Source organism: Ruegeria marisrubri (assembly GCF_001507595.1).
Lineage (GTDB): Bacteria > Pseudomonadota > Alphaproteobacteria > Rhodobacterales > Rhodobacteraceae > Ruegeria > Ruegeria marisrubri.
The window spans coordinates 90684-114853 of sequence record NZ_LQBQ01000034.1; the positions used below are offsets into that span (position 1 = coordinate 90684).

At 65.3% G+C, this 24170-nt stretch carries 19 protein-coding genes; 10 read left to right on the forward strand and 9 right to left on the reverse strand.

Translation table 11 applies throughout. From position 1 onward, the window contains the following. Positions 1 to 185: 185 nt before the first annotated feature. The 4 genes from pepN to gatB all read left to right on the forward strand — a co-directional run bounded on the left by pepN (position 186) and on the right by gatB (position 6264). Positions 186 to 2738, forward strand: a complete 2553-nt coding sequence (gene pepN, locus AVO45_RS12980; RefSeq protein WP_068347597.1) for an aminopeptidase N — start codon at positions 186 to 188, stop codon at positions 2736 to 2738. 53 nt (positions 2739 to 2791) lie between these two features. After that, the gene (locus AVO45_RS12985; RefSeq protein ID WP_068347599.1) at positions 2792 to 3223 is read left to right on the forward strand and encodes a hypothetical protein; all 432 of its coding nucleotides are present in this window, start codon (positions 2792 to 2794) and stop codon (positions 3221 to 3223) included. Between the two features lie 161 nt (positions 3224 to 3384). Then, positions 3385 to 4626, forward strand: coding sequence for a hypothetical protein (locus tag AVO45_RS12990; protein ID WP_240482136.1), 1242 nt, complete (start codon positions 3385 to 3387; stop codon positions 4624 to 4626). A 126-nt stretch (positions 4627 to 4752) separates the two neighbouring features. After that, positions 4753 to 6264, forward strand: a complete 1512-nt coding sequence (gene gatB / locus AVO45_RS12995; RefSeq protein ID WP_068347604.1) for an Asp-tRNA(Asn)/Glu-tRNA(Gln) amidotransferase subunit GatB — start codon at positions 4753 to 4755, stop codon at positions 6262 to 6264. A 70-nt stretch (positions 6265 to 6334) separates the two neighbouring features. Here gatB and AVO45_RS13000 read toward each other — a convergent pair whose 3' ends face one another. Further along, positions 6335 to 7108, reverse strand: a complete 774-nt coding sequence (locus tag AVO45_RS13000) for a TIGR01458 family HAD-type hydrolase (protein ID WP_068347609.1) — start codon at positions 7106 to 7108, stop codon at positions 6335 to 6337. A 160-nt stretch (positions 7109 to 7268) separates the two neighbouring features. On the opposite strand from AVO45_RS13000, the gene AVO45_RS13005 reads away from it, so the two are divergent. Further along, entirely contained in the window at positions 7269 to 7697 is a 429-nt protein-coding gene (locus AVO45_RS13005) for a DUF4177 domain-containing protein (RefSeq protein ID WP_068347611.1), read from the forward strand. Here AVO45_RS13005 and AVO45_RS13010 read toward each other — a convergent pair. Continuing rightward, entirely contained in the window at positions 7694 to 7948 is a 255-nt protein-coding gene (locus AVO45_RS13010) for a BolA family protein (protein ID WP_068347613.1), read from the reverse strand. The genes AVO45_RS13005 and AVO45_RS13010 overlap by 4 nt on opposite strands. Before the next feature lie 107 nt (positions 7949 to 8055). On the opposite strand from AVO45_RS13010, the gene AVO45_RS13015 reads away from it, so the two are divergent. After that, a complete protein-coding gene (locus AVO45_RS13015) occupies positions 8056 to 8676 on the forward strand; it encodes a J domain-containing protein (protein ID WP_068347615.1) in 621 nt (206 codons plus the stop codon). Between the two features lie 62 nt (positions 8677 to 8738). Here AVO45_RS13015 and AVO45_RS13020 read toward each other — a convergent pair whose 3' ends face one another. Next, positions 8739 to 9644, reverse strand: coding sequence for a Hint domain-containing protein (locus AVO45_RS13020; RefSeq protein WP_068347617.1), 906 nt, complete (start codon positions 9642 to 9644; stop codon positions 8739 to 8741). 327 nt (positions 9645 to 9971) lie between these two features. On the opposite strand from AVO45_RS13020, the gene cobS reads away from it, so the two are divergent. After that, the gene (gene cobS / locus AVO45_RS13025) at positions 9972 to 10955 is read left to right on the forward strand and encodes a cobaltochelatase subunit CobS (RefSeq protein WP_068347619.1); all 984 of its coding nucleotides are present in this window, start codon (positions 9972 to 9974) and stop codon (positions 10953 to 10955) included. A 48-nt stretch (positions 10956 to 11003) separates the two neighbouring features. Here the strand turns inward: cobS and AVO45_RS13030 are convergent, their stop codons facing one another. Further along, the gene (locus AVO45_RS13030) at positions 11004 to 12209 is read right to left on the reverse strand and encodes a chloride channel protein (RefSeq protein WP_068347621.1); all 1206 of its coding nucleotides are present in this window, start codon (positions 12207 to 12209) and stop codon (positions 11004 to 11006) included. Between the two features lie 203 nt (positions 12210 to 12412). Between AVO45_RS13030 and cobT the strand changes: the two genes are divergently transcribed. From cobT to AVO45_RS13045, 3 genes are all read left to right on the forward strand, one after another. Beyond that, the gene (gene cobT, locus AVO45_RS13035) at positions 12413 to 14287 is read left to right on the forward strand and encodes a cobaltochelatase subunit CobT (protein ID WP_068347622.1); all 1875 of its coding nucleotides are present in this window, start codon (positions 12413 to 12415) and stop codon (positions 14285 to 14287) included. 86 nt (positions 14288 to 14373) lie between these two features. Then, positions 14374 to 16164 (forward strand): aminopeptidase P family protein, encoded by a 1791-nt coding sequence (locus AVO45_RS13040; protein ID WP_068347624.1) that lies wholly within the window; start codon positions 14374 to 14376, stop codon positions 16162 to 16164. Positions 16165 to 16230: 66 nt separating this feature from the next. Next, complete coding sequence (locus AVO45_RS13045) at positions 16231 to 16575, forward strand: DUF427 domain-containing protein (protein ID WP_068347625.1); 345 nt, start codon at positions 16231 to 16233, stop codon at positions 16573 to 16575. Between the two features lie 17 nt (positions 16576 to 16592). Here the strand turns inward: AVO45_RS13045 and AVO45_RS13050 are convergent, their stop codons facing one another. From AVO45_RS13050 to ftsZ, 5 genes are all read right to left on the reverse strand, one after another. Continuing rightward, positions 16593 to 18278, reverse strand: a complete 1686-nt coding sequence (locus tag AVO45_RS13050; RefSeq protein WP_068347626.1) for a chloride channel protein — start codon at positions 18276 to 18278, stop codon at positions 16593 to 16595. A gap of 101 nt (positions 18279 to 18379) precedes the next feature. Then, positions 18380 to 20029 (reverse strand): DNA repair protein RecN, encoded by a 1650-nt coding sequence (gene recN / locus AVO45_RS13055; protein WP_068347627.1) that lies wholly within the window; start codon positions 20027 to 20029, stop codon positions 18380 to 18382. Positions 20030 to 20050: 21 nt separating this feature from the next. Next, positions 20051 to 20917 (reverse strand): outer membrane protein assembly factor BamD, encoded by an 867-nt coding sequence (locus AVO45_RS13060; protein WP_068348053.1) that lies wholly within the window; start codon positions 20915 to 20917, stop codon positions 20051 to 20053. Between the two features lie 124 nt (positions 20918 to 21041). Beyond that, positions 21042 to 21974, reverse strand: coding sequence for a UDP-3-O-acyl-N-acetylglucosamine deacetylase (gene lpxC, locus AVO45_RS13065; RefSeq protein WP_068347628.1), 933 nt, complete (start codon positions 21972 to 21974; stop codon positions 21042 to 21044). Between the two features lie 201 nt (positions 21975 to 22175). Further along, complete coding sequence (ftsZ, locus tag AVO45_RS13070; RefSeq protein WP_068347629.1) at positions 22176 to 23801, reverse strand: cell division protein FtsZ; 1626 nt, start codon at positions 23799 to 23801, stop codon at positions 22176 to 22178. Positions 23802 to 24170 lie beyond the last annotated feature (369 nt).

Here is a 24170-nt window from a genome sequence, read left to right on the forward strand (position 1 = left end):
CAGCCTTCAATTAGAGGGAAAGTTTCCGATAGGCAACTTTGTGCACCGTTTTCAATTTTCCGAAATCACCGCAGACATTTTCAACCTGGCCCGAACAATCGACGTACCCGCCAGGAGGGCCACTTGCGGCCCCCTGCCCAAGCCCATAACGTCTCGTCCGCAACCACACGCGAAAGAGGCCCCAGATGCGCGACGCCGCTCCGACCACGATCTACCTCAAGGACTACACCCCATTCGGTTACATCGTGGACAGCGTTCACCTGACATTCGATCTGGCCCCGCACGCGACGCGGGTGAAATCACGTATCGCCTTCCGCCCCAACCCCGAGGCTTCCGACAAGACGTTCTTCCTGCATGGCGAGGAACTGAAGCTGATCCGCGCCAGCATCGACGGTGCCGAGGTCACGCCCGACGTCACCGACAAGGGCCTGACCGCCAGCGTCCCCGATGCCCCCTTCGTCTGGGAGGCCGAGGTCGAGATTGATCCCGGCAACAACACCGCGCTCGAAGGGCTCTACATGTCCAACGGGATGTACTGCACCCAGTGCGAGGCCGAGGGGTTCCGCAAGATCACCTATTACCCCGACCGGCCCGACGTGATGTCCACCTTCACCGTGCGCATCAACGGCAATCTGCCGGTGCTGCTGTCGAACGGCAACCCGACGGGCAAGGGCAAAGGCTGGGCCGAATGGACCGACCCCTGGCCCAAGCCCGCCTATCTGTTCGCGCTGGTCGCCGGTGACCTGGTTGCCCATTCCGACGGTTTCACCACCAAATCGGGCCGGCATGTCGACCTGAACCTCTGGGTCCGCCCCGGGGACGAGGGCAAATGCGCCTTTGGCATGGAGGCGCTGAAGAAGTCGATGAAATGGGACGAGGATGTCTATGGCCGCGAATACGACCTCGACGTGTTCAACATCGTCGCCGTGGATGACTTCAACATGGGCGCGATGGAGAACAAGGGGCTGAACATCTTCAACTCGTCGGCGGTTCTGGCCAGCCCGGAAACCTCGACCGATGCCAATTTCGAACGGATCGAGGCGATCATCGCGCATGAGTATTTCCACAACTGGACGGGCAACCGCATCACCTGCCGCGACTGGTTCCAGCTGTGCCTGAAAGAGGGGCTGACCGTGTTTCGCGATGCGCAGTTCACGTCCGACATGCGCTCGGCCCCGGTCAAGCGTATCAACGACGTGATCGAGCTGCGCGCGCGCCAGTTCCCCGAGGACAACGGACCATTGGCCCATCCGGTGCGCCCCGAGAGCTTTCAGGAGATCAACAACTTCTACACCGCGACCGTCTATGAAAAAGGCGCCGAGGTGATCGGCATGTTGAAAACGCTGGTCGGGGACGAGGCCTATGCCAAGGCGTTGGACCTGTATTTCGAGCGCCACGATGGGCAGGCCTGCACGATCGAGGACTGGCTGAAAGTGTTCGAGGACACCACCGGCCGCGACCTGAGCCAGTTCAAGCGCTGGTACAGCCAGGCCGGCACGCCACGTGTGAAGGTCGAAGAGGACTGGGCCGACGGCACCTATACCCTGACCCTCAGCCAGAGCACCCCGCCCACACCCGGCCAGCCCGAAAAGCTGCCGCAGGTGATCCCCGTGGCGGTGGGCCTCTTGGGCCCCAATGGCGACGAGGTGCGCGGCACCGAGGTGCTGGAACTGACCGACGCGCGGCAGAGTTTCACCTTCGAAGGTCTTGCCGCGAAACCGGTGCCGTCGATCCTGCGCGGGTTCTCTGCCCCGGTGATCCTGGAACAGGACAGCACCCCCGCCCAGCGCGCCTTCATGCTGGCGCATGACACCGACCCCTTCAACCGGTGGGAGGCCGGACGCGCTCTGGCGACCGAAACGCTGCTGGGCATGATCACGCGGGACGCCGCCCCCGGCTCCGACTATCTGGACGGGTTGCTGGCGGTGATGCGTGACGACGCGCTGGACCCGGCCTATCGCGCCCTGATGCTGGGCCTGCCCACCCAGTCGGAACTGGCCGGGATGCTGCACGACAAGGGCGTGACACCTGACCCGATGGCCATCTGGACCGCGGTGGAAACGCTGCGGCAGGCCACCGCCCAGCACATGCAAGACCTGCTGCCCCGTCTGCACAGCCAGTCCTTGGTCGATGGCCCCTACCGTCCCGATGCCGAGCAATCCGGCAAACGCGCACTCGGCAGCGCCGCGCTGGCCCTGATCTCGCGGCTGGACGGCGGCACGCAGGCGGCGACCGAATACGCCCGCGCCGACAACATGACCTTGCAGCTCTCGGCGCTCTCCTGCCTGCTGAAATCCGGCAAGGGAGAAGCGGAACTGGCCGCCTTCTACGAGCAATGGCGCCACGACCGGCTGGTGATGGACAAGTGGTTCGGCCTGCAGGTCGCGCTGGCCAGCCCGGATCGCGCGCCCGAAATCGCCCGGCGACTGACAGAACATCCGGACTTCAACTGGAAGAACCCCAACCGGTTCCGCGCTCTGATGGGTGGGCTGGCCATGAACCATGCGGGGTTCCACCACGCAAGCGGCGCCTCCTATGAACTGCTGGCCGACTGGCTGATCCGGCTCGACCCGGTGAACCCGCAGACGACCGCGCGCATGTGCTCGGCCTTCCAGACGTGGAAACGCTATGACGCCGACCGGCAGGACCTGATCCGCGCACAGCTGATCCGCATCGCCGAAACGCCCGACCTGTCGCGGGACACGACCGAAATGATCTCGCGCATCCTGGCGGGCTGAGCGATGCGCGTGGCCGCCTGCATCGAAACGGCGCCGAGGGGCTCGGGCCGGTGATGTCCGAGTCCTATCACTTCGTCCGGCACAACCGGACGCCGCGCACCGTGGCAATCCTGATCTGCGTCTATGCGGCGCTGGCGTCGCTGGTCATCCTCTTTGACGCAAAGTGGTGGCTGATAGCCTTGTTCGCCCTTGCCACCCTGCCGGCGCTTAGGGATGTCATCGCCGACACGCGCGCGGGCCTCAGCATCGAGGATGGAGAATTGCGCTGGTTCTCCGGCAAGCGGTCCGGCCAGCTTGCGCTGGACGAGATCGACCACATGCGCTTCGACACGCGGTGGGACCTGTCGGTCCGCGTGACGGCCATTCTGAAGTCAGGCAGGAAAGTCCGCCTGCCGGACGAGATTCGTCCCCCACACAGGGACTTTGAAAAGGTGCTGACAGACCGAGGATTGAAAGTGACCCGGCACCATTTCACGGTTTTCTGAGCCACTGTTTCCGCAAATTCGCTAAAAATTCGCATTTTCTCGCTGATCGGGCGCTGCGGGCCACCCGCCATGTTTCTGCCATATTTCTTGACAAGCGTTTCATGTCAGTTGCTCAAGTTTCTGCCAGTACGAGTGTCAAAATGTTGAATGTTGCAAAGAGCATGCCGGCTCTGCTTTCCGGTTTTGTCGCCCAACGTGCCAACGTCCCCGCCGTTGCCCGGAAAGACGCCGTCAACCGCCAGCAGACGACTGCCGACGGCCTGTATATCCCGGTCGCGACCCGTGCGGGCGACGATCCCGCCGGGCAGAACGCCTTTGAAAGAGGCCGCTATCTGGCCCGGCAGGAGATGTGGGAGGAACTGTCCGCCGAGATGGGCGAAGCCGACGCGGCTCGTGAGGCCGCAGCCGACGGAACCCCGATTGCCGAGCTCATGGCCTTTGGCGCGCGCGCCGATGTCGTCCTCGCGGTGGAACATGCCCTGTCCGAGAACCTGCCGGCCCATCACCCCGCCTTCATCGAAGGGATCAACGAACTGGAATCGGTTCTGCGCGAATATCGCGGCGATCCGATGATCGGCGCCGTGGTGGGGCTTGCGCATATCGACATCGCCTGGGCCTGGCGCGGCACTGGGCTCGAGGATAAAATTCCGCCCGCCCACCGTGAACGCTGCGCCGCGCATTTCGACCGCGCCGGAGACATCCTGCCGTCCTGCCGCAATGCGCTGCCCGAAAGCCCGCTCGTCACATCGTCCAATCTGGGTCTGCTGGCGGGCAAGCGTGCGCCGGACATCCGCGTGGCGGATGAATATGAACACCTGATCTCGCTCGATCCCGGCAACCACCGCCACATGCGGGCAATGGGCAACCATCTGCTGCCCCGCTGGTTCGGAAGCTACGACGAGCTCGAGCTCGAGGCCCGCCGCACCGCCTCGCTCACGCACGAGACTTGGGGCATGGGGGGCTACACCTGGGTTCAGTTCGACGCCATCGCGCTGGACGAAGAAGCCTGCGCCCGCGTGGATGTCGATTTCTTCCTGGACGGGCTGCGCGACATCATCCGCCGCCGCCCGGACCAAATGATGGTCAACCTGCTGGCTGCCTATTGCCTGATCACGCTCGAGAAGGGTTTTGGCCTGAACTCTGACGCCGACATCGCGCGCGACCGCATCTGCGAGGCGGGCAACTGGCTGATCCGCGATCACCTGACCGAGCTGCACCCGTTGATCTGGGCCCATGCGGCCGAAGGCTTCAACAACAGCGCCCGCATCACCTCACCCGAGCGGCTTGCCGCACGCGGCCGCAGCGCCGCTATGGACGCCATCGCCACGCTTTTCCTAGACGAGTTGCAGAACGGCCAACAGGTCGTGTTCACCGCATCGGGGCCGCAGATCACCGTCAACTGAGCCGTATCGGCGCTTTGCGCGGGATTTCGTGACGGGCAACGGGGCCGAAACGCCCTTTGCCCCTTGCTCCCTGCGCCTGCCGGGCCTAATACGCGGGCCTAGACTTCCGCGGACAAGAGGCGCGCCATGCTCGATCTGACCTACGAAATGCCCAAACCCAAGACCATTGCCGGTGCCAAGCACGACTGGGAGCTGGTGATAGGGATGGAAGTGCATGCCCAGGTCTCGTCGAACGCCAAGCTGTTCTCGGGCGCATCCACCAAGTTCGGGGCCGAGCCGAACTCGAACGTGTCCTTCGTGGATGCGGCCATGCCGGGGATGCTGCCGGTGATAAACGAATTCTGCGTGGAACAGGCGGTGCGCACCGGGCTTGGCCTGAAGGCCGAGATCAACCTGTGGTCGGCCTTTGACCGCAAGAACTATTTCTACCCCGACCTGCCGCAGGGCTACCAGATTTCGCAGCTGTATCACCCGATCGTGGGCGAAGGCGAAGTGCTGGTCGAGATGGGTGACGGCACCGCGCGCAAGGTGCGGATCGAGCGTATCCACATGGAGCAGGACGCGGGCAAGTCGATCCACGACATGGACCCGAACATGTCCTTCGTCGACCTGAACCGCACCGGCGTCTGCCTGATGGAGATCGTCAGCCGCCCCGACATCCGCGGGCCGGAAGAGGCCGCCGCCTATATCGCCAAGCTGCGCCAGATCATGCGTTACCTGGGCACCTGCGACGGCAACATGCAGAACGGCAACCTGCGGGCTGACGTGAACGTGTCGATCTGCCGCCCGGGCGACTATGAAAAGTACATGGAAACGCAGGACTTTTCCTATCTGGGCACCCGCTGCGAGATCAAGAACATGAACTCGATGCGCTTCATCCAGCAGGCCATCGAGGTCGAGGCGCGCCGCCAGATCGCCATAGTCGAGGCCGGCGGCAAGGTCGAGCAGGAAACCCGTCTCTATGATCCCGACAAGGGCGAGACCCGCTCGATGCGGTCCAAGGAAGAGGCGCATGACTATCGCTATTTCCCCGACCCCGACCTACTGCCGCTGGAGATCGAGCAGGAGTGGGTGGACAACATCAAGGCCAGCCTGCCGGAACTGCCGGACGAGAAAAAAGCGCGCTTCATCAATGACTTCGGCCTGACCGACTATGACGCCTCGGTGCTGACGGCCGAGGTCGAAGCCGCAGCCTATTTCGAAGAAGTGGCCAAGGGCCGCAACGGCAAGGTGGCCGCGAACTGGGTCATCAACGAACTGTTCGGCCGCCTGAAGAAGGAAGACCACGACATCACCGAGTCGCCGGTCTCGCCCGCGCAGCTGGGTGCGATCATCGACCTGATTTCGTCGGATGCGATCTCGGGCAAGATCGCGAAGGAGCTGTTCGAGATCGTCTATACCGAAGGCGGTGACCCGGCGCAGATCGTCGAGGAACGCGGCATGAAACAGGTGACCGACACCGGCGCGATCGAAGCCGCCCTGGACGAGATCATCGCCGCCAACCCCGCCCAGGTCGAGAAGGCCAAGGTGAACCCGAAACTGGCCGGCTGGTTCGTAGGCCAGGTGATGAAGGCCACCGGCGGCAAGGCCAACCCCAAGGCGGTGAACCAGCTGGTGAGCCAGAAGCTGGGCCTGTAATCGCCCCGAATCTTCCGTTTTGTACCGACCCGGCAGAGCCTTCTGTCGGGTTTGTACATTTTTCCTACGGCTACTTCGCGCGGTCCTTGAGGATCAGATCGACCGCCTCCGCCACGTCCCGGACCACCGCGCTGGGGCGGGGGTCAAAGCGGGACTCGTCGCCCGCGCGATACTTGCCGGTCTGCACCAGGATGCCCCGGCCAACCCCTGCCGCCAGCGCCCCGGCCACGTCGCTTTCGGCGTCATCACCGATCATCACGCAGTCGCCCGGCTTGCACCCCATGCTCTGCGCCGCGGCCTGAAAGAACGCGGCGGCCGGTTTCCCGAACAACTGCGCCTGCGTGCCGCTGGAAAACTCGAGCGCGCGGACGAAGGCCCCGGCGTCGAGGCTCAGTTTGCCATCGGCATCCTTGAACACGCGGTTTTCGGCCAACGCCAGAAAAGGCGCCCCGGCCTCGATGGCGCGAAAGGCGGCGTTCAGGCGGTCATAGGTGAAATATGGCCCGGCATCCCCGACGACGACCGCGACCCGGCCGCCCTGAGGGCAGCCGGCGAAGTCCTCTTCGAGGCCGGGATAGACCAGCAGATGCGGCGCGTATCCATTGGCCACCAGCCAGTCGCGGGCGGCGGCGGCGGGCGTCAGGACCTCGTCGGGGTCGGCCGCGATTCCGCTGGCGGCGAGCTGCTCCAGCACCTGCCGTTTGGGCCTGCGCGTCGTGTTGGTGAGGAAGCGGACCGGCAGGCCGGCCGCGCGCAGCCGTCGCAGAGCCTCGTCCGCGCCGACGATGATGTCGGCGCCCTGCACCAGCACCCCGGCGATATCCAGCATCACGCCCCGGATCATGTCTGCGGCCGTTTCCCTTGCTGCAAGTCCAAAACCTTCCTGCCATTCCAAGAGTTCCGCAATGGCGGCCTTGAGGCAAGCCCCGCGCACAACCACGCGAGGCCTCTGGCGTTTCCGGAACAGGTTGCGTAACCTGCGCGCAATCATCAGAGGCCCGAGCATGACCCGATACGAATACAAGGTTGTCCCCGCCCCCAAAAAAGGAACCAAGGCGAAAGCCGTGAAAACGGTCGAAGGCCGGTTTGCCCTGTCGATCGAACAGGTTCTGAACCAGATGGGCGAAGACGGCTGGGAATATCTGCGCGCCGAACTGCTGCCCAGCGAAGAGCGCAGCGGGCTGACCGGCACCACGGTGAACTGGCGCAACGTTCTGGTGTTCCGGCGCGCGGTCGAGGCCGAACTGCCCGCAGACGAGGCCGAACGGTTCCTGACCCCGCCCGAGTTGGATGAAACTCCGCTGGCGCAGCCGGTTCCGGGCGAAGTGGCCGCGCCCAGGCCCATTCCCGCCGAGACCAAGGAACCGCCCCTGTCGCTGAAGGCGGAAGACCGCAGGGAAAGGCCCTCGGGCGAGGAGCCGGAAAAAGGCTAGCTGTCGATATCCAGCGCCAGCGCGTGGATGCGCTCAACGATGTCGCCCAGCGCGGCATGAACGGCGCGGTGGCGCGCCACGCGCGACTTGCCCTCGAAGGCCGCCGCGCGGATGCGCACGTTGAAATGGCTCTCGCCCCCTTCGCGATAGCCTGCGTGGCCGCGATGGCGTTCGCTGTCGTCAACCACCTCCAGTTCGCGCGGATCGAAGGCGGCTTGAAGCCGCGCACGGATTTCTTCGGTCAGGCTCATATTCTGCTCAGCGGAAAATAAATTGCCGCTCCCCTCTTCTATCTTCGGTCACTTAGATTAGAATGCTGCCTCCGAGTCGAAAAGACGAGTTCGCTAGGAGCAGTGCAATGGTGAAACCAGACCCGTTCGGGTTCGACCTGTCCGTTTCGTCCGCCAAGAAGAAAAACCCGCGCGGGCGGCGGGGCATGTCCGGTGCGTCCGAGACCTCGACGCGGGTCTGCGATCACGAGGGCTGCAACGAAGCGGGCAAGTACCGCGCCCCCAAGGCGCCGGACGTTCTGGACGATTTTTTCTGGTTCTGCCAACAGCATGTGCGCGAGTATAACCAGAAGTGGAACTTCTTCGACGGCACCACCGAGGCCGAACTGAACGCGCAGCGGTCGAAGGACAAGGTGTGGGAGCGCACCACCCGCCCGATGACCGATCCCGAGGCCCGCGCCTGGGCCCGGCTGGGCATCGAGGACCCGCACCAGGTGCTGGGCGAGAACGCGACCAAGAACCCCGGCCGCGCCGCCGTGGGCCGCCGCCTGCCGCCCACCGAGCGCCGCGCCATCGAGATTCTCGAGGCCAAGGACACCTGGACCAAGGCCGAGGTGCGCAAGGCCTACAAGAAGCTGATCAAGGTGCTGCACCCCGACATGAACGGCGGCGACCGCAGCCAGGAGGAACAGCTGCAGGAGGTCGTCTGGGCCTGGGATCAGATCAAGGACAGCCGCAACTTCAAGTAGTTACGCGGCCTTGCCACGCCAAGGCCGGTCTGAACCCCGCTCGGCCGGCGGCGTTCCGGCGGTCAGCGAAGGTAGTGGTCCCGCGCGACCAAGGCTTCGCCGCGCTTCAGGCACCGCAGGCGAGTTTGGGGATGTGCGGCCTCGTCCGAGTTCAGCTCCGGGAAGAGTTCCAGAAGCTCGTCCACGTCCTCGCGCCCAAAGGCCATGAGCGCCATATCGCCCGGGAACAGGCTTTCGGTCGGCAAGCCGTTGGCAATCAGGATCGCGTGGCGTTCACAAGCCAGATGGTGGTAGGTGACCGGCCTGTCCGCCGCCACCTGACGAATGTACCGATCGTCGACGAGGTGGATCGCGGCGGCGAAAACCCTGGTTTCGCCGAATAGCAGTTCGGCCGCCGCTCCTTCGAGGACGATCCGATGCTGCGGCGAGACGTAGAGGTCGCGGGATGGCAAATCCGGTCCCAGGGCGTTCTTGCCGATGCAGACCGGCCTGAAATGGGGGTGCAGTTCCAGCTGCTCTGCGGACAACTCTCTTTTGCCGATCCACACGATCGGGAGCAATTCGCCGCTCGAGACATATACCAGATCACCGACGACGAGGTTTTCGACGGGGCGTGGCTCGTATTCGGTCTCGATCAGCGTGCCGGCAACGAAACAGGGCACCACGCCCTCGGGCAGGTTGACGGTCACGCCGAGGGTTCCGTTGTTGCCGGCGCCGGGGTTGCCGGTGGTTGCGCTTATCTGAAGCGAAAGCGAGGTGCCCGGCGGAATGGTGGTTCCCGGCGTCAGGGTGATCGTCAGAAGTCCGTTGGAATCTATGGAAACGGTATAGTCCGACGGGTCGAGGCCCCCGTCATCGAGGACGGTGACACTCCAGGTGACCGATTTCGTCGTGTTGTAATCGACGGAAAACGTGTCGGTCCCGGACGGGAAGTTGATGATCGATGGGCCCGTAATAACTAGCGCCATGAAACTACCTCGCAACCAGATGCAAACACTTCACCGCGTCTCTACGACATATTCAACACGGTAGGCAGGAAAGGCTGAAAGTTCCAGTTTTCAGTGTGTTTCAGGGAACGCCCGCCGGATCCGCACGTTGGCAGAGGCGGATTCCTGCCGGTGCCCGCCGTGAGCGCCTGCCTATGAGCAGAGCCTGGCCAGGCGTATTTCAAGACAGAAACGCGCGGTCACCAGCATTCCGCGCGGCTTTCCCTTGCCCTCAACCGGAATATGTTGCACCACACACGGGTTCAGACGCCCGCGCGGTGTTGCGGTATCAGGATAAGGACGACAGGCATGGATTGGCCGATTGACGCAAACGCAAAACCCACAGAAGAGATCTCGGTCCGCGAAGTGTTCGGGATCGACAGCGACATGCACGTCAAGCGGTTCTTCGAGCAGACCGAGCGCGTGCCAGAGATTGACCATACCTACAAGTTCGACCCGGAAACCACGCTGGCGATTCTGGCGGGATTCACCCATAACCGCCGGGTGATGATCCAGGGCTATCACGGCACCGGCAAATCGACCCATATCGAACAGGTCGCCGCCCGCCTGAACTGGCCCACCGTGCGCGTCAACCTCGACAGCCACATCAGCCGGATCGACCTGATCGGCAAGGACGCGATCAAGCTGCGCGACGGCGTGCAGATCACCGAGTTCCAGGAAGGCATCCTGCCCTGGGCGCTGCGCAACCCGGTGGCCATCGTGTTCGACGAATACGACGCCGGCCGCGCCGACGTGATGTTCGTGATCCAGCGCGTGCTGGAAGCCGACGGCAAGCTGACCCTTCTGGACCAGAACGAGATCCTGACGCCGCACCGGTATTTCCGCCTGTTCGCCACCGCCAACACCGTGGGTCTGGGCGACACCACCGGCCTGTATCACGGCGTGCAGCAGATCAACCAGGCGCAGATGGACCGCTGGTCGCTGGTGGCGACGCTGAACTATCTCAGCCATGATGCCGAAATGATGATCGTGCTGTCCAAGGCGCCGCATTACAACACCGAGAACGGCCGCAGGATCGTCAGCCAGATGGTGACCGTGGCCGACCTGACCCGGACCGCCTTCATGAATGGCGACCTGTCCACGGTGATGAGCCCGCGAACCGTGATCAACTGGGCGCAGAACGCCGAGATCTTCCGCAACGTGGGCTATGCCTTCCGCCTGTCCTTCCTGAACAAATGCGACGAGCTGGAGCGGCAGACCGTGGCCGAGTTCTACCAGCGCTGTTTCGACGAGGAACTGCCCGAGAGCGCGGCGAACGCGACGGTGGGCTAAGAAAATTCCATTCGGGCCACGGCACGGCACACGGTGGCCCGAATTTCCTCAATGCACGATTTTCGGGCTCTTGCTGGCGGCCAGCAGGCCGAAGGCGATGCCGATGCAAAGCGCAGGCAGGGTGTCGGCCCCCACCAGGAACACTAGCACCAGCAGCGAGGCCACCGGCTTGCCCAAGCCGGCCGCGGTGGCGGCGGCAAGGCCGGCCGAGACGGCAACCGCCACGTCCTCGCCCCCTTGCAGGTGATGCGCCGCCAGCCCGGCCGCGCCGCCCGCGAAGATCAGCGGAAAGATCGCCCCGCCGCGCCAGCCGGTGGACAGGCAAAGAACCGTGGCGATCATCTTGACCACGGCGAGGCCCAGAAGCGCCAGAACCGTCGCCTCGGCCCCCAGTTCCAGCATCGGTTCGAATTCATGATGCCCTGAGAAACGAACGAAGGGCAGCATCGCCGCAAGGCCGCCGAACAGGATGCCGCCCAGCGTGGATTGCACCACCGGATGCGAGATGCGGCTTTCGACCTGGTGGGTGACGAAGACGCGGGCATGCAGGAAAAACGCGCCGATCAGCGCCCCGAAAATCGCCGGCAGCACCGCCTGGATCAGGTCTGATCCGTCACCCGGGCTTTCGTAATGCGGCAGGTGGATGCGGTGGAACCCGCCCTCGAACAACCAGCCCGCCGTCAGTTTGAACCCGACGAAACCGGCCACGGCGGCGATGAAGCCCAGATAGGGGATGGAGGCCTCGCGCGCCTGTTGCCAGCCGGTCCTGCCCTCTTCCTCGACCGAATAGGCCAGACCGCCGGGGGGCGAGGCGTATAGCCCTGCCAAGGCGGCGGATATGCTGGCCTGACCGATGGTTCTGGCCTCGGCGGCGCTGCGGGCGAGGATCATCGACACCAGCACCGAGATCTCGGTAATCGCGGCGATCAGCCCGGCCTCGGGGCCCAGCGCGCCGCCGAATCCGACCGCGAACACGGCGCCGAGCGCGGTCATGACGATGGTGCGCTGCTGCTCTTTCAGCGGTTCGGATGCGGCCGCGATCTGTTCGTCCAGCGTTTCGACATGGTTGCTGCCGATCCGGGTCAGGCCGACGAGGAGGCCACCCACCACGCAGGCGCCGAAGATGTAGAGCGGAGAGGCGGCGATCTCGCGCTGCCAGACGAGGTCGGTGATCCACAGCATGCCCTTGAGGATCAGGGCGGTGAACCCGCCGGCCAGAAAGCTGACCAGAACGGCAATGATCGCGATACGCAAGGGCTTGTCCTGACAAATGTTTTTTGGATGCTGCCATGACGCGGGAAATACAGGCTCCGGTCAAGCCCCCGCGGTTGCTCTGCGGGGCCTGCGGGCTATTTCCGCCCTCGGCGCTTGCCATTTTCCCCGGCATGGCCGAATAAGGTCAAAGCGCTGTGCATCGGGGCGGCCAATGGGCCGCCATTGCAGGAAACGGGCCCGAGATGAAGAAAAACGACAACCCAGCCGATCCGTTCAAGAAGGCCCTGGCCGAGGCCACCAAGGTGATGGCCGACGATCCCGAACTGAGCGTCAGCTACTCGGTCGATCCGTCAGGCATGTCGGGGGATTCGATGCGCCTGCCGCAAGTGTCGCGCCGCATGAGCCGTGAAGAGGTCCTGCTGGCGCGTGGCACGGCGGACGCGCTGGCGTTGCAGCGCAAGTATCACGACGACGCCACCCATGCGCGATATGCTCCGCCGGGCGACATGGCGCGCGACCTCTACGAGGCGATGGAGGTGGCCCGTTGCGAGGCGATGGGCGCGCGCGACATGCCCGGCACCGCCAGCAATATCGACGTCAAGATCAGCCACGAGGCGATCCGGCGTGGCTATGACCAGTGCAAGCAGCCATCCGAGGCACCTTTGCCGGTGGCGGCGGGTTACCTGATCCGGCACCTGGCCACGGGGCGCGAGCTGCCGCCGGCGGCCGCCAATGTCATGGAACTGTGGCGCGGCTTCATCGAGGAGCAGGCCGGGGAGACGCTGGAAAACCTGCAGGACATCCTGTCGGACCAGACCGAGTTCGCCAAGTTCGCCCGGCAGGTGATCAAGGATCTGGGCTATGGCGACCAGCTGGGCGAGGACCCTGACGAGCTGGACGAGGATCAGGAGGATCAGGCCGAGGACGACGCCGAGGAACAGCCCGACCCCGACAGCACCGGGCAGGACGATCAGCAGGATCAGGACGCCGAGGCGAACCCGGAACAGGCGCAGGAAGAGCAGCAGGACCAGTCGCAGGCGCAGGTCTCGATGGACGAGATGGCCGATGACGAGATGGGCGACGAGGCCGAGATGCCCGAGGGCGAGGCCCCGATGGAGCCCCCTGCCCCGCCGCCGGCGTCCGAGGCCGACCCCGATTACAAGGTCTATCTGAACACCCATGACGAGGAGATCGCCGCCGAGGATCTGGCCGAGCCGGCCGAGCTGGAGCGTCTGCGCGCCTATCTGGATCAGCAGCTGGAGCCCTTGAAGGGTGCGGTGAGCCGGCTGGCCAACAAGCTGCAGCGCCGGCTTCAGGCAAAGCAGAGCCGCAGTTGGGAGTTCGACCTGGAGGAGGGCATTCTGGATGCCGGGCGGCTGGCGCGGGTGGTGGCGAACCCGACGACTCCGCTGAGTTTCAAGATGGAGAAGGACACCGAATTCCGCGACACGGTGGTGACTCTGCTGCTGGACAATTCGGGGTCGATGCGCGGTCGTCCGATCTCGATCGCGGCGATCTGTGCCGACGTTCTGGCGCGGACGCTGGAACGCTGCGACGTGAAAGTCGAGATCCTGGGCTTTACCACCCGGGCTTGGAAGGGCGGGCAGGCCCGCGAGGCGTGGCTGAACGATGGCCGCCCCCAGCAGCCGGGCCGTCTGAACGATCTGCGCCACATCATCTACAAGAGCGCCGATGCGCCCTGGCGGCGGGCGCGGCCCAACCTGGGGCTGATGATGAAGGAAGGGCTGCTGAAGGAAAACATCGACGGCGAGGCGCTGGAATGGGCGCATCGGCGGATGCTGATGCGGCCCGAGCAGCGCAAGATCCTGATGGTGATCTCGGACGGGGCGCCGGTGGATGATTCCACGCTGAGCGTGAACCCGGCGAACTACCTGGAAAAGCACCTGCGCGACGTGATCGCCATGGTCGAGAAGCGCAAGCAGGTGGAGCTGCTGGCCATCGGCATCGGCCATGACGTGACGCGCTATTATGACCGCGCGGTGACCATCACCGATGTGGAACAGCTGGCCGGCGCCATGACCGAGCAGCTGGCCGCCCTGTTCGACAGCGATCCGCGGGCGCGGGCGCGTGTCATGGGGATCAGAAAGGCCAGCTGACGCTGGCCTTGCCTCCGGCGGGAGTATTTTTGAAAAGATGAAGACGTGGCGGCCATGATCCGCCGCGCGTGGGGAGGGAGAAGCAGATGTTCCAGAGCTTTGAGGTGACCGCGCGCCCGGAACAGGGGCCGCCGCGCCTGGCGCTGTTGCGCGCGGAGATGGAGAAGGCGGGGCTGGACGGGTTTCTGGTGCCCCGGGCCGACGCGCATCAGGGCGAGTATGTCGCCGCCCATGACGAGCGGCTGGCCTGGCTGACCGGGTTCACCGGCTCGGCCGGGTTCTGCGCGGTGCTGGGTGATGTGGCGGGGGTCTTCGTGGACGGGCGCTACCGGACGCAGGTCAAGGCGCAGGTGGCCGAGGATTTCACGCCGGTGCCGTGGCCGGAGGTGAGCCTGACCAGGTGGCTGAAGGAAAAGCTGCCGGGTGGCGGGCGCGTGGGGTTTGATCCATGGCTGCACGCGGCGGGGCAGATCAAGGCCGCGCAGGAAGAGTTGCAGGGCAGCGGCATCGAACTGGTCCGGCATGACAACCTGGTGGACCGGATCTGGGAGGATCAGCCGGAGCCTCCGATGAACCCGGTCCGGGCGCATCCGCTGGAGTTCGCGGGCGAAAGCGCCGAGAGCAAGATCGGCCGGCTGGCGGAGGAGTTGCGCAAGGCGGGCAACACGGCGGCGGTCATCACCCTGCCCGACTCGATCATGTGGCTGCTGAACATCCGGGGCTCGGACATTCCGCGGAACCCGGTGGCGCATGGCTTTGCCATTCTGCACGCCGAGGGGCGGGTCGATCTGTTCATGGCGAGCAAGAAGCTGGAGGGGCTGGGCGATCATCTGGGCCCGGAGGTGGCGCAGCTTGAGCCGGAAGCGTTCCTGCCGGCGCTGGAAACGCTGGATGGGCCGGTGCAGGTGGACATGGCGACGGTGCCGCAGATCGTGGCCGACATTCTGGGCGACCGGCTGGCCGAGGGGGGCGATCCCTGCGCCCTGCCCAAGGCGCGCAAGAACAAGGCCGAGATCGAAGGGTCGGCCGAGGCGCATCTGCGCGATGCGGCGGCAATGGTGGAACTGCTGAGCTGGCTGGACGCGCAGCCTGCGGGCAGTCTGACGGAAACGCAGGTGGTGACCAAGCTGGAAGAATGCCGGCGGCAGGACAACGCGTTGCAGGACATCTCGTTCGAGACCATCGCCGGGACGGGCCCGAACGGGGCCATCATGCATTACCGGGTGACCGAGGAAACCGACGCCCGGCTGGAGGACGGCCATCTGCTGGTGCTGGACAGTGGCGGGCAATACCTGGACGGGACCACCGACGTCACCCGCACCATCGCCATCGGCGCGGTGGGCGACGAGGAGAAGGCCTGTTTCACACGGGTTCTGAAGGGCATGATCGCCATGTCGATGCTGCGCTGGCCGGCGGGGCTGGCGGGACGTGACATCGAGTGCGTCGCGCGGGTGCCGCTGTGGCTGGCCGGGCAGGATTTCAACCACGGGGTCGGCCACGGCGTCGGCGCCTATCTGAGCGTGCACGAAGGCCCGCAGCGCCTGTCCCGGGTCAGCCATGTGCCGTTCGAGCCCGGCATGATCCTGTCGAACGAGCCGGGTTACTATCGCGAGGGCGCCTTTGGCATCCGGATCGAGAACCTGCTGGTCGTGCAGGAGGCCCCGGCCCTGCCCGGCGGCGACGAGGAACGCGCCATGCTGTGCTGGCGCACCCTGACCTATGTGCCCATCGACCGCCGCCTGATCGTCACCGAAATGCTGACGCGCGAGGAACGCGACTGGCTGAACGCCTATCACCGCGACGTTGCGGAAAGGGTGGGCCCGAGGGTAGGAACGGACGCGCGGCTGTGGTTGGATGCCGCAACCGCGCCAGTGTGACACCGGGCTGTCACATTGATCGGGCAGAGGGGAGAGACTCTGCCGCCAAACTGGAAGGGAGAAGGAATGACCGGTCACATCAAGATACGCAAGGCGCAAGGCAAGTGGTGCGTCCGCTCGGGCGGCGCCATTCTGGGCGAGACGACGAATGCGCTGGAGCTGAGCGAGGGCGATCTGGACCCGGTGATCTATTTCCCGCGCGAAGATATCGCCATGGCGTTTCTGGACCGGACCGACAAGGTGACCCATTGCCCGCACAAGGGCGATGCCACGCATTACTCGATCGCCAACAAGTCGTCGGTCACCGAAAACGCGGCATGGAGCTATGAGGACCCGATTTCGGACGTGGCCGAGATCAAGGGCTATCTGGCCTTCTATCCGCTGGAGTCGGTGAAGGTCGAACGGATCTGACGACCGGGCAGCCCGCGTCAGGAATGTTCCTCGGCCGCCGTGGCCGCCAGCGCCCGGTTGTAGGCCTTGAGCGCGTCTATGTGATAGAGCGCCCCGACCAGATCCTCGGCCCCGTCTTCGTCCCGCACCACCACCGGGATGCAGGGAATGTCATCCCGGTCGAAATAGGGCATGGCGGCCTCGAGCGTGGCGCTGGCCTCGATGCAAAGCCCTTGGTCGGCCAGGGCTTGCGCCTCTTCCCGCGAGATGCAGCGCGCGCTTCCGATGGGGCGCATGACCGCCCCGGCGCGCAGCATGGCCAGCAGATAGGCCTGCGGACCGGCGGCCAGATGCACGTTTTTCCGCTCGAGCTGCGTGAGGAAGAACGAGCGGTCGACCAGCCGCGAGGCCAATGCGGTGGACATCGACACCGAGACCATCACCGCGAGGCCGATCTGCCAGTCTCCGGTCAGTTCGAAAACGATCAGGGTCGTCGAGATCGGCGCGCCGAGCACGGCGGCGGCGACGGCCCCCATGCCCGCGAAGGCATATAGGGTATGGGTGCCGGACACGTCGGGCAGAATGCCGGTGGCGATGAGGCCGAAGGCCAGGCCGGTCAGCGCGCCGATCATGAGAGACGGGGAAAAGACGCCGCCGCCCATGCGCCCGCCCATGGTGATCGCCAGCGCCACGGTCTTGACGATGGCGAACAGGATGGCGGTGGTCAGCAGCAGGTCGCCGCTGAGGGCGCGGAGCGTGGTTTCGTAGCCCACCCCGATGATATGCGGGAACCAGACGGCGATCATCCCCAGCATGGCCCCCGAGATCGCCGGGCGCAGCCAGCGGGGCAGCGACAGGCGCGACTGGATGTGGTTGCCGATATCCTCGGCGAAGAAAATCGAGCGCATCTGAAGTGCTGCGACGATGCCGCAGACCAGCCCGAGGATCAGAAAGGCCGGCAGTTCGACATAGAATTGCAGCGCCCCCGGGGTCTCGAGCGTGAACTCGGTCACGTCGCCATATTCCAGCCGGTTGATGACCGTGCCCGCCACGGCGGCGATGACGATGGGCGCAAAGGCGTGCATGGCGAAGTGGCGCAGCACCACCTCGAGCGCAAAGAGCGCCCCCGCGATCGGCGCGTTGAAGCTGGCCGAGACGGCCGCCGCCACGGCGCAGCCCAGCAGGTCGCGCCCGGTGATGCCGTCGGCGTTGATCCGGCGGCAGACCCAGGTCGAGATCACGCCGGCCATATGCACCACCGGCCCTTCGCGCCCGGACGAGCCGCCGGAGCTGAGGGTGATGAGCGAAGCGAACATCGAGGCGATGCCGGCCTTGACCTCGACCCGGCCATCCGTCATCGCCGCGCCCTCGATCACGTCGGCGACCGAGCGGACTTTGCCGTCATCGGTGAACAGGTGCAGGACCACGCCGACGATCAACCCGCCGGTGATCGGAATGATCAAGAGCCAGTACCACGGGAGTTGTTCGGCGAAGCTGTGCAGGAAGTGGACATCCTGGGTGCCGTAGAGGCTGGCCTGAAGGGCGGCGATGCCCTTGCGGAAGAACAGGGCACCAAAGCCGGCGGCGATCCCGATGGCAAGGGCGATGAACCAGAACTGGATCTGGCTGGGCCCCCGGCGGCGGATGACCCGCAGGGCGTCCTTGAGTTGGGCCAGAGCCTGGTTGAACTGCGTGCGCAGGACGGTTCGGGTGGGGTGCGTCATCTCGTGCCTTGGGTGGTGCCGTATCCCTTAGTAAGCCACACCACCCAAACAGAAAAGGCGCTTCGCGACAGCCCGGCCGGGGCGTTGCGGCAAAGCGCCCCTCAGGCGCCCAGCAGGGCGCGGGCGGCGGCGCGGGCCTCGTCGGTGATGGTGTCGCCCGAAACCATGCGGGCGATTTCGTCCACGCGCTCGTCCGGGTCAAGCGGCGTGACTGTCGAGAGGGTCTGCCCGTCGGACACCTGTTTCTGCACCCGCCAGTGATGCGCCGCGCGGGCGGCGACCTGTGGCGAGTGCGTCACCACCAGCACCTGACCGCCCTGCGCCAGCGCCGCCAGCCGACGGCCGACGGCATCCGCCGTGGCGCCGCCGACGCCGCGGTCGATCTCGTCGAAGATCATGGTGCGGCTGCTGTCATCGCCCCTCAGGCAGACCTTGAGCGCCAGCAGGAAGCGGCTGAGCTCGCCCCCCGAGGCGATCTTGTTGAGGGGACCCGCGGGCGCGCCCGGGTTGGTGGCCACGGTGAAGGCCACCGCATCGCGCCCCTCGGGGCCGGGCTCGGCCTGGGTCATGGAGGTTTCGAACACCGCGCGCTCCATCTTGAGCGGGGCCAGTTCCTGCATCACCGCCTTGTCCAGACGCCCGGCGGCCTCGGCGCGGGCGGCGGTCAGGGCGCGGGCGGCGGCGTCATAGGCGGCCTCGGCCCTGGTCAGTGTCGCGCGGCGGTCGGCAAGATCGGCGTCGCCGGCCTCGAGCTGGTTCAGCCGCGTGCGCAGCGTCTCGGCAAAGCCGCCCAGTTCGTCGGGGGCCACGTCATGTTTCCGGGCCAGCGCGCGGATGGCAAAGAGCCGTTCCTCGGTCTGTTCCAGTTCGGCGGGGTTGAAGTCGAGCGCCTCGAGACAGGCAGCGACGCCATCCTGCGCCTCGCCCAGTTCGATCAGGGCGCGGCCAAGTGCTGCGATCGGCTCGTCCAGCTGGTCACCGGCCTTGTCGGACACGCCTTCGAGCCAGCGCAGGGCATCGCCCATCGCGCCCTCGGCCCCCTCGCCGCCCAGCAGCGCAAAGGCGCGGGCCACGTCGTCGCGGATGCGCTCGGCCCCCTGCATCATGCGGCGGCGGGCGTCGAGTTCGGCGTCCTCGCTCGGCTGCGGGTCCAGCTGGTCGAGCTCGGCCACCGCGTGGCGCAGGAAATCCTCTTCGGCGCGGACGGCGGCCAAGGCCGCCTCGGCCTGTTCCAGATCCTTGCGCGCGCGGCTGAGGTCGGCCCAGGCGGCGCGGGTTTCGGAGACGGCGCCCTCGAGCCCGGCAAAGGTGTCGAGCATGGCCCTGTGGCCGCGTGGGTTCAGCAGGCCGCGGTCGTCATGCTGGCCGTGCAGCTCCACCAGGGTATCCGAGAGCGCCCGCAGCACCTCGCCCGAGCAGCGCCGGTCGTTGACCCAGGCGGTCTTGCGCCCGTCCGACGTGTTCACCCGGCGCAGGATCAGTTCCTCGGAGGACGGGATCCCGGCCTCGTCCAGAATCGCGTGGGCGGGGTGATCGGGGGACAGTTCGAACTCGGCCACGACCTCGCCCTGCTTGGCGCCCTGCCGCACCAGCTCGGCCCGGCCGCGCCAACCCAGCACGAAGCCCAGCGAATCCAGCAGGATCGACTTGCCCGCGCCGGTTTCGCCCGTCAGCACGTTCAGACCCGGCTGAAACGCAAGCTCCAGCCGGTCGATGATCAACATGTCCCGGATATCAAGCGCGCGCAGCATGAGACGTGGTGCCCACCCGGCTCAGAGCCACTGCCCCTTGATCGACTGGCGGTAGATCTGGCTGAGCCAGTTGTTGCCGCTGTCCTTGAGTTCGAGCCCGCGCGAAGTCAGCAGCTTGTAGCTTGCGTCATACCATTCCGACGACCGGTAGTTGTAGCCCAGGATGGCGCCGGCGGTCTGTGCCTCGGCCACCAGCCCCAGCGACAGGTAGGCCTCGACCAGACGGTGCAGCGCCTCGGCGGTGTGGGTCGTGGTCTGGAAATCCTCGACCACCACCCGGAAGCGGTTGATCGCGGCGGTGTAGTGCTGGCGGCGCAGGTAGTAGCGGCCGATCTCCATTTCCTTGGCGGCGAGATGGTCGAAGGCCAGGTCGAATTTCAGGATCGCCGAGGTGGCATATTCGCTGTCGGGATAGACCTCGATCACGGTGCGCAGCGCCTGCAGCGCCTGGAAGGTCAGGCCCTGGTCGCGTCCGACCTCGTCGATCTGGTCATAATAGCTGAGCGCAAGAAGATACTGGGCATAGGCGGCGTCCTCGTCCGTCGGGTAGAAGTCGATGTAACGCTGCGCCGCGGCCCGGCTTTCTTCGTAGTTCTTGCCGGAATGATGGGAGAAGGCCTGCATGATCAGCGCGCGCTTGGCCCAGTCGGAATAGGGGTAGAGACGCTCGACCTCGGAGAAGTACCAGGCCGCGTCATCGGTGCGATTCTGCGCCAGTTCGTATTCACCGCGCTGATAGATCTGCTCGGGCGTGAAGGTCTCGAGATTCTGCGTGCGGTCCGCCGCCGAGCTGAACAGCCCACCACCGCCACCACCGCTGCATGCCGTCAAAGTAGCCGTCAGAAGAATCGCAACCGCAAATCTGACTGCCGCTTTGCTGCCAACCATACCGCCCATCCTTGCTTTTCCGTCTGCGGGTTAATCCCGGATCGGGTTTCGGTCTAGCATAGAAAATTGCGGGGCAAAACGCCTTATCAACACCGCCGGCAACTACTGATCGGTGTGGAAACGCCTAGGCAACAGCAGGAATTTCGCCCAAGGCCAGCCCCTGCCCCGGCAGACGGGCTGCCTGTTCGGGCGTGCACAGGACCGGGCGAACCGCACCGGGCGTTTCGAACAGCTTGCGCAGCAGCGTGTTGGTCATGGAATGGCCGGATTTCTCGCCGACATAGCGGCCCAGGATCGGGCCGCCGGCCAGATAGAGATCGCCCAGCGCGTCGAGCATCTTGTGGCGCACGGCCTCGTCCTCGCGGCGGAACCCGCCGGGGGTGAGAATCTCGTCATCCTGAACCACGACGGCATTGTCGAGCGTTCCGCCCAGGGCCAGGCCGTTTTCGCGCATCGCCTCGACATCCGCGCGGCGGCAGAAGGTGCGGCAGTCGCTCAGCTCGCGGGCGAAGGTGCCGTTGCGCATGTCCAGAACCATGCTCTGCCGGCCGATCGCGGCATCTTCGAAATCGATGTGGAACTCGATTTCCATGCTGTCGGCAGGCAGCAGCGAGGCGCGCGCGCCCTCGCGCTCGACCGTCACCGGCTTGAGCACCTGATAGGCCAGAACCGAGGCGGACTGCTGGCGCACGCCACGGCTCATGATGCCGCGCACGAATTCGACCGACGAGCCGTCCATGATCGGAACCTCGGGGCCGTCGATCTCGATCAGGGCGTTATGCACGCCACATCCGGCCAGCGCGGCCATGATGTGTTCGACCGTCGAGACCGAGACTCCGGCTTCGTTGACAAGACGGGTACACAGCGGCGTGCGTTCGACCATGTCGTAGACGGCCGGGATCAGACCATTGCCAAGCTCGATATCGGTCCGCTTGAACCAGATCCCGTGGCCGGCCGCGGCCGGATGCAGGACCATCGTGGCGGGCTTGCCGCTATGCAGGCCGACGCCCTTGAAGGTAACCGGGGATTTGAGCGTATGTTGCAAGGTCTGTCTCATCGAACCGTGTCCGACCTCTCGGGGCCGTGTTGCGAAATCAGGTAAGTTACGCGCGCGCCAGGCACAATTCACTCTTTGTAACCGTTTGAAACATGGTGCCAACAGGTCGGCAAAACCCTGCTCATTGGGCGAAAAGGCGCTGATTCAAAAGGAAAAAGGGCCGCCGGATGGCGACCCCCGTGAGTGGATTTGTTACCGCTGTCAGTTGGCCTGACGCCGCAGGAAGGCGGGAATTTCAATGCGGTCCTGTTCCGGATCACCGTCGTCATGCGCGGGTGCCGTGGCGTCATGCTGGCGCAGCGGAGGCTGTTGGCGCACCGGCTGCGACGGGGTGTCCGTGGCGTGTCCGGTCATGCGGTCGATCAACCGGTTGAAGCCGAAACGCGGCTTTTCCTGCACCGGCTGGGGCCGGGTCGGCTCGGCCGATGCGGCCGGTTGTGGTTGCGAGTTCGGCACGTTCTGGACGGCGGCCTGCAGCTTTTGCAGTGTCTCCGGGGTCGGGGTTCCGGGGGACGACCGGCTCGGCGCCACGAAGGTTTCCGCCGGGGTCTCGAACGTATCGGCCTGCGGCTCGAAGGCGGCGACCTGCGGCTGATATGCCGGGGGCGGAAGATCGTCGTCGGCCATGGCCTCGGCCTCGTGCCCGTAGGCGTGCGCTTCGGGCTGCTGGGCCACCTGGGGCGCTTCGGCCGTGTCGATTCCTTCGAACAGCGAAGGTTCACGCTCTGCTGCGACGACCGGCTCGGCCACGGGTTCGGCGGCCGGAGCCGGGGTCGGTTCCGGTGCGGGTTCCGCTGCGGCTTCGTTCCGGCCCAGCGGGGCCGACAGGGGGCGGCGCGGGATTTCGCCCTGCTGCCCCTGAGAGGCGTCGATGCCGGTGGCGACGACCGAGACGCGCATGGTGCCCTGCATGTCGGGGTCCAGCGTCGAGCCGACGATGATGTTGGCGTCGGGGTCCACCTCTTCGCGGATGCGGTTGGCGGCTTCGTCCAGTTCGAACAGGGTCAGGTCGTGGCTGCCGGTGATGTTGATCAGCACGCCCTTGGCGCCCTTGAGGCTGATCTCGTCCAGCAGCGGGTTGGCGATGGCCTTTTCGGCGGCCTGGATGGCGCGGTCTTCGCCATCGGCCTCGCCGGTGCCCATCATGGCCTTGCCCATCTCGTCCATCACCGCGCGGACGTCGGCGAAATCGAGGTTGATCAGGCCCGGACGCACCATCAGGTCGGTCACGCCCTTGACGCCCTGGTAGAGAACGTCGTCGGCCATCGAGAAGGCCTCGGTAAAGGTGGTCTTTTCGTTGGCCAGGCGGAACAGGTTCTGGTTCGGGATGATGATCAGCGTATCGACGACCTTTTGCAGCGCCTCGACGCCCTCTTCGGCCTGACGCATGCGCTTGGCGCCCTCGAACTGGAAGGGCTTGGTCACCACGCCCACGGTCAGCACGCCCAGTTCACGCGCGGCCTGCGCGATGATCGGCGCGGCCCCGGTGCCGGTGCCGCCACCCATGCCAGCGGTGATGAAGCACATATGCGCGCCCGCAAGATGGTCGACGATCTGCTCGATGCTTTCCTCGGCGGCGGCGGCGCCGACCGATGCACGCGCGCCCGCGCCCAGCCCTTCGGTCACCTTGATGCCCAGCTGCACCCGCGCCTGTGCGTGGCTTTGCTGCAGCGCCTGCGCGTCGGTGTTGGCGACGACGAAATCCACGCCGTCGAGTTGTTTTTCAATCATGTTGTTGACGGCATTGCCGCCTGCCCCGCCAACGCCAAATACCGTGATCCGTGGCTTCAGTTCATCCTGCCCGGGCATCGAAAGATTTAATGTCATGCTCTGTCCGCCTGTTATATGTCCGCCAATGCGGGATTTTCTTGCCTATCCACCTGCAATCCTACAATCCGAATTGGCAAACGTCACGCCAAAAACGCAAAATTGCCACAAAATATGGACGAAAACAGACCCGCGCTTGCAGTATTTCGCCGACTCTGGCAGATGTTGCGGATTGAAGTTAAGACGACACAACACGCCAACGGCCCGCAACGCCGGGTTGCGGGGTCAGGTCACGTTTCCAAACTGTCAGAAAGCCTGCTCGGCCTTCGGTCTGCACCTCTTGTCCGGGTGCTGCGTCTGACCCTAGCACGGCCTCTTGATCCTGTCACCGTGCAATCGGGCAAAATGCGCGGCGAAAACCGCCGCACA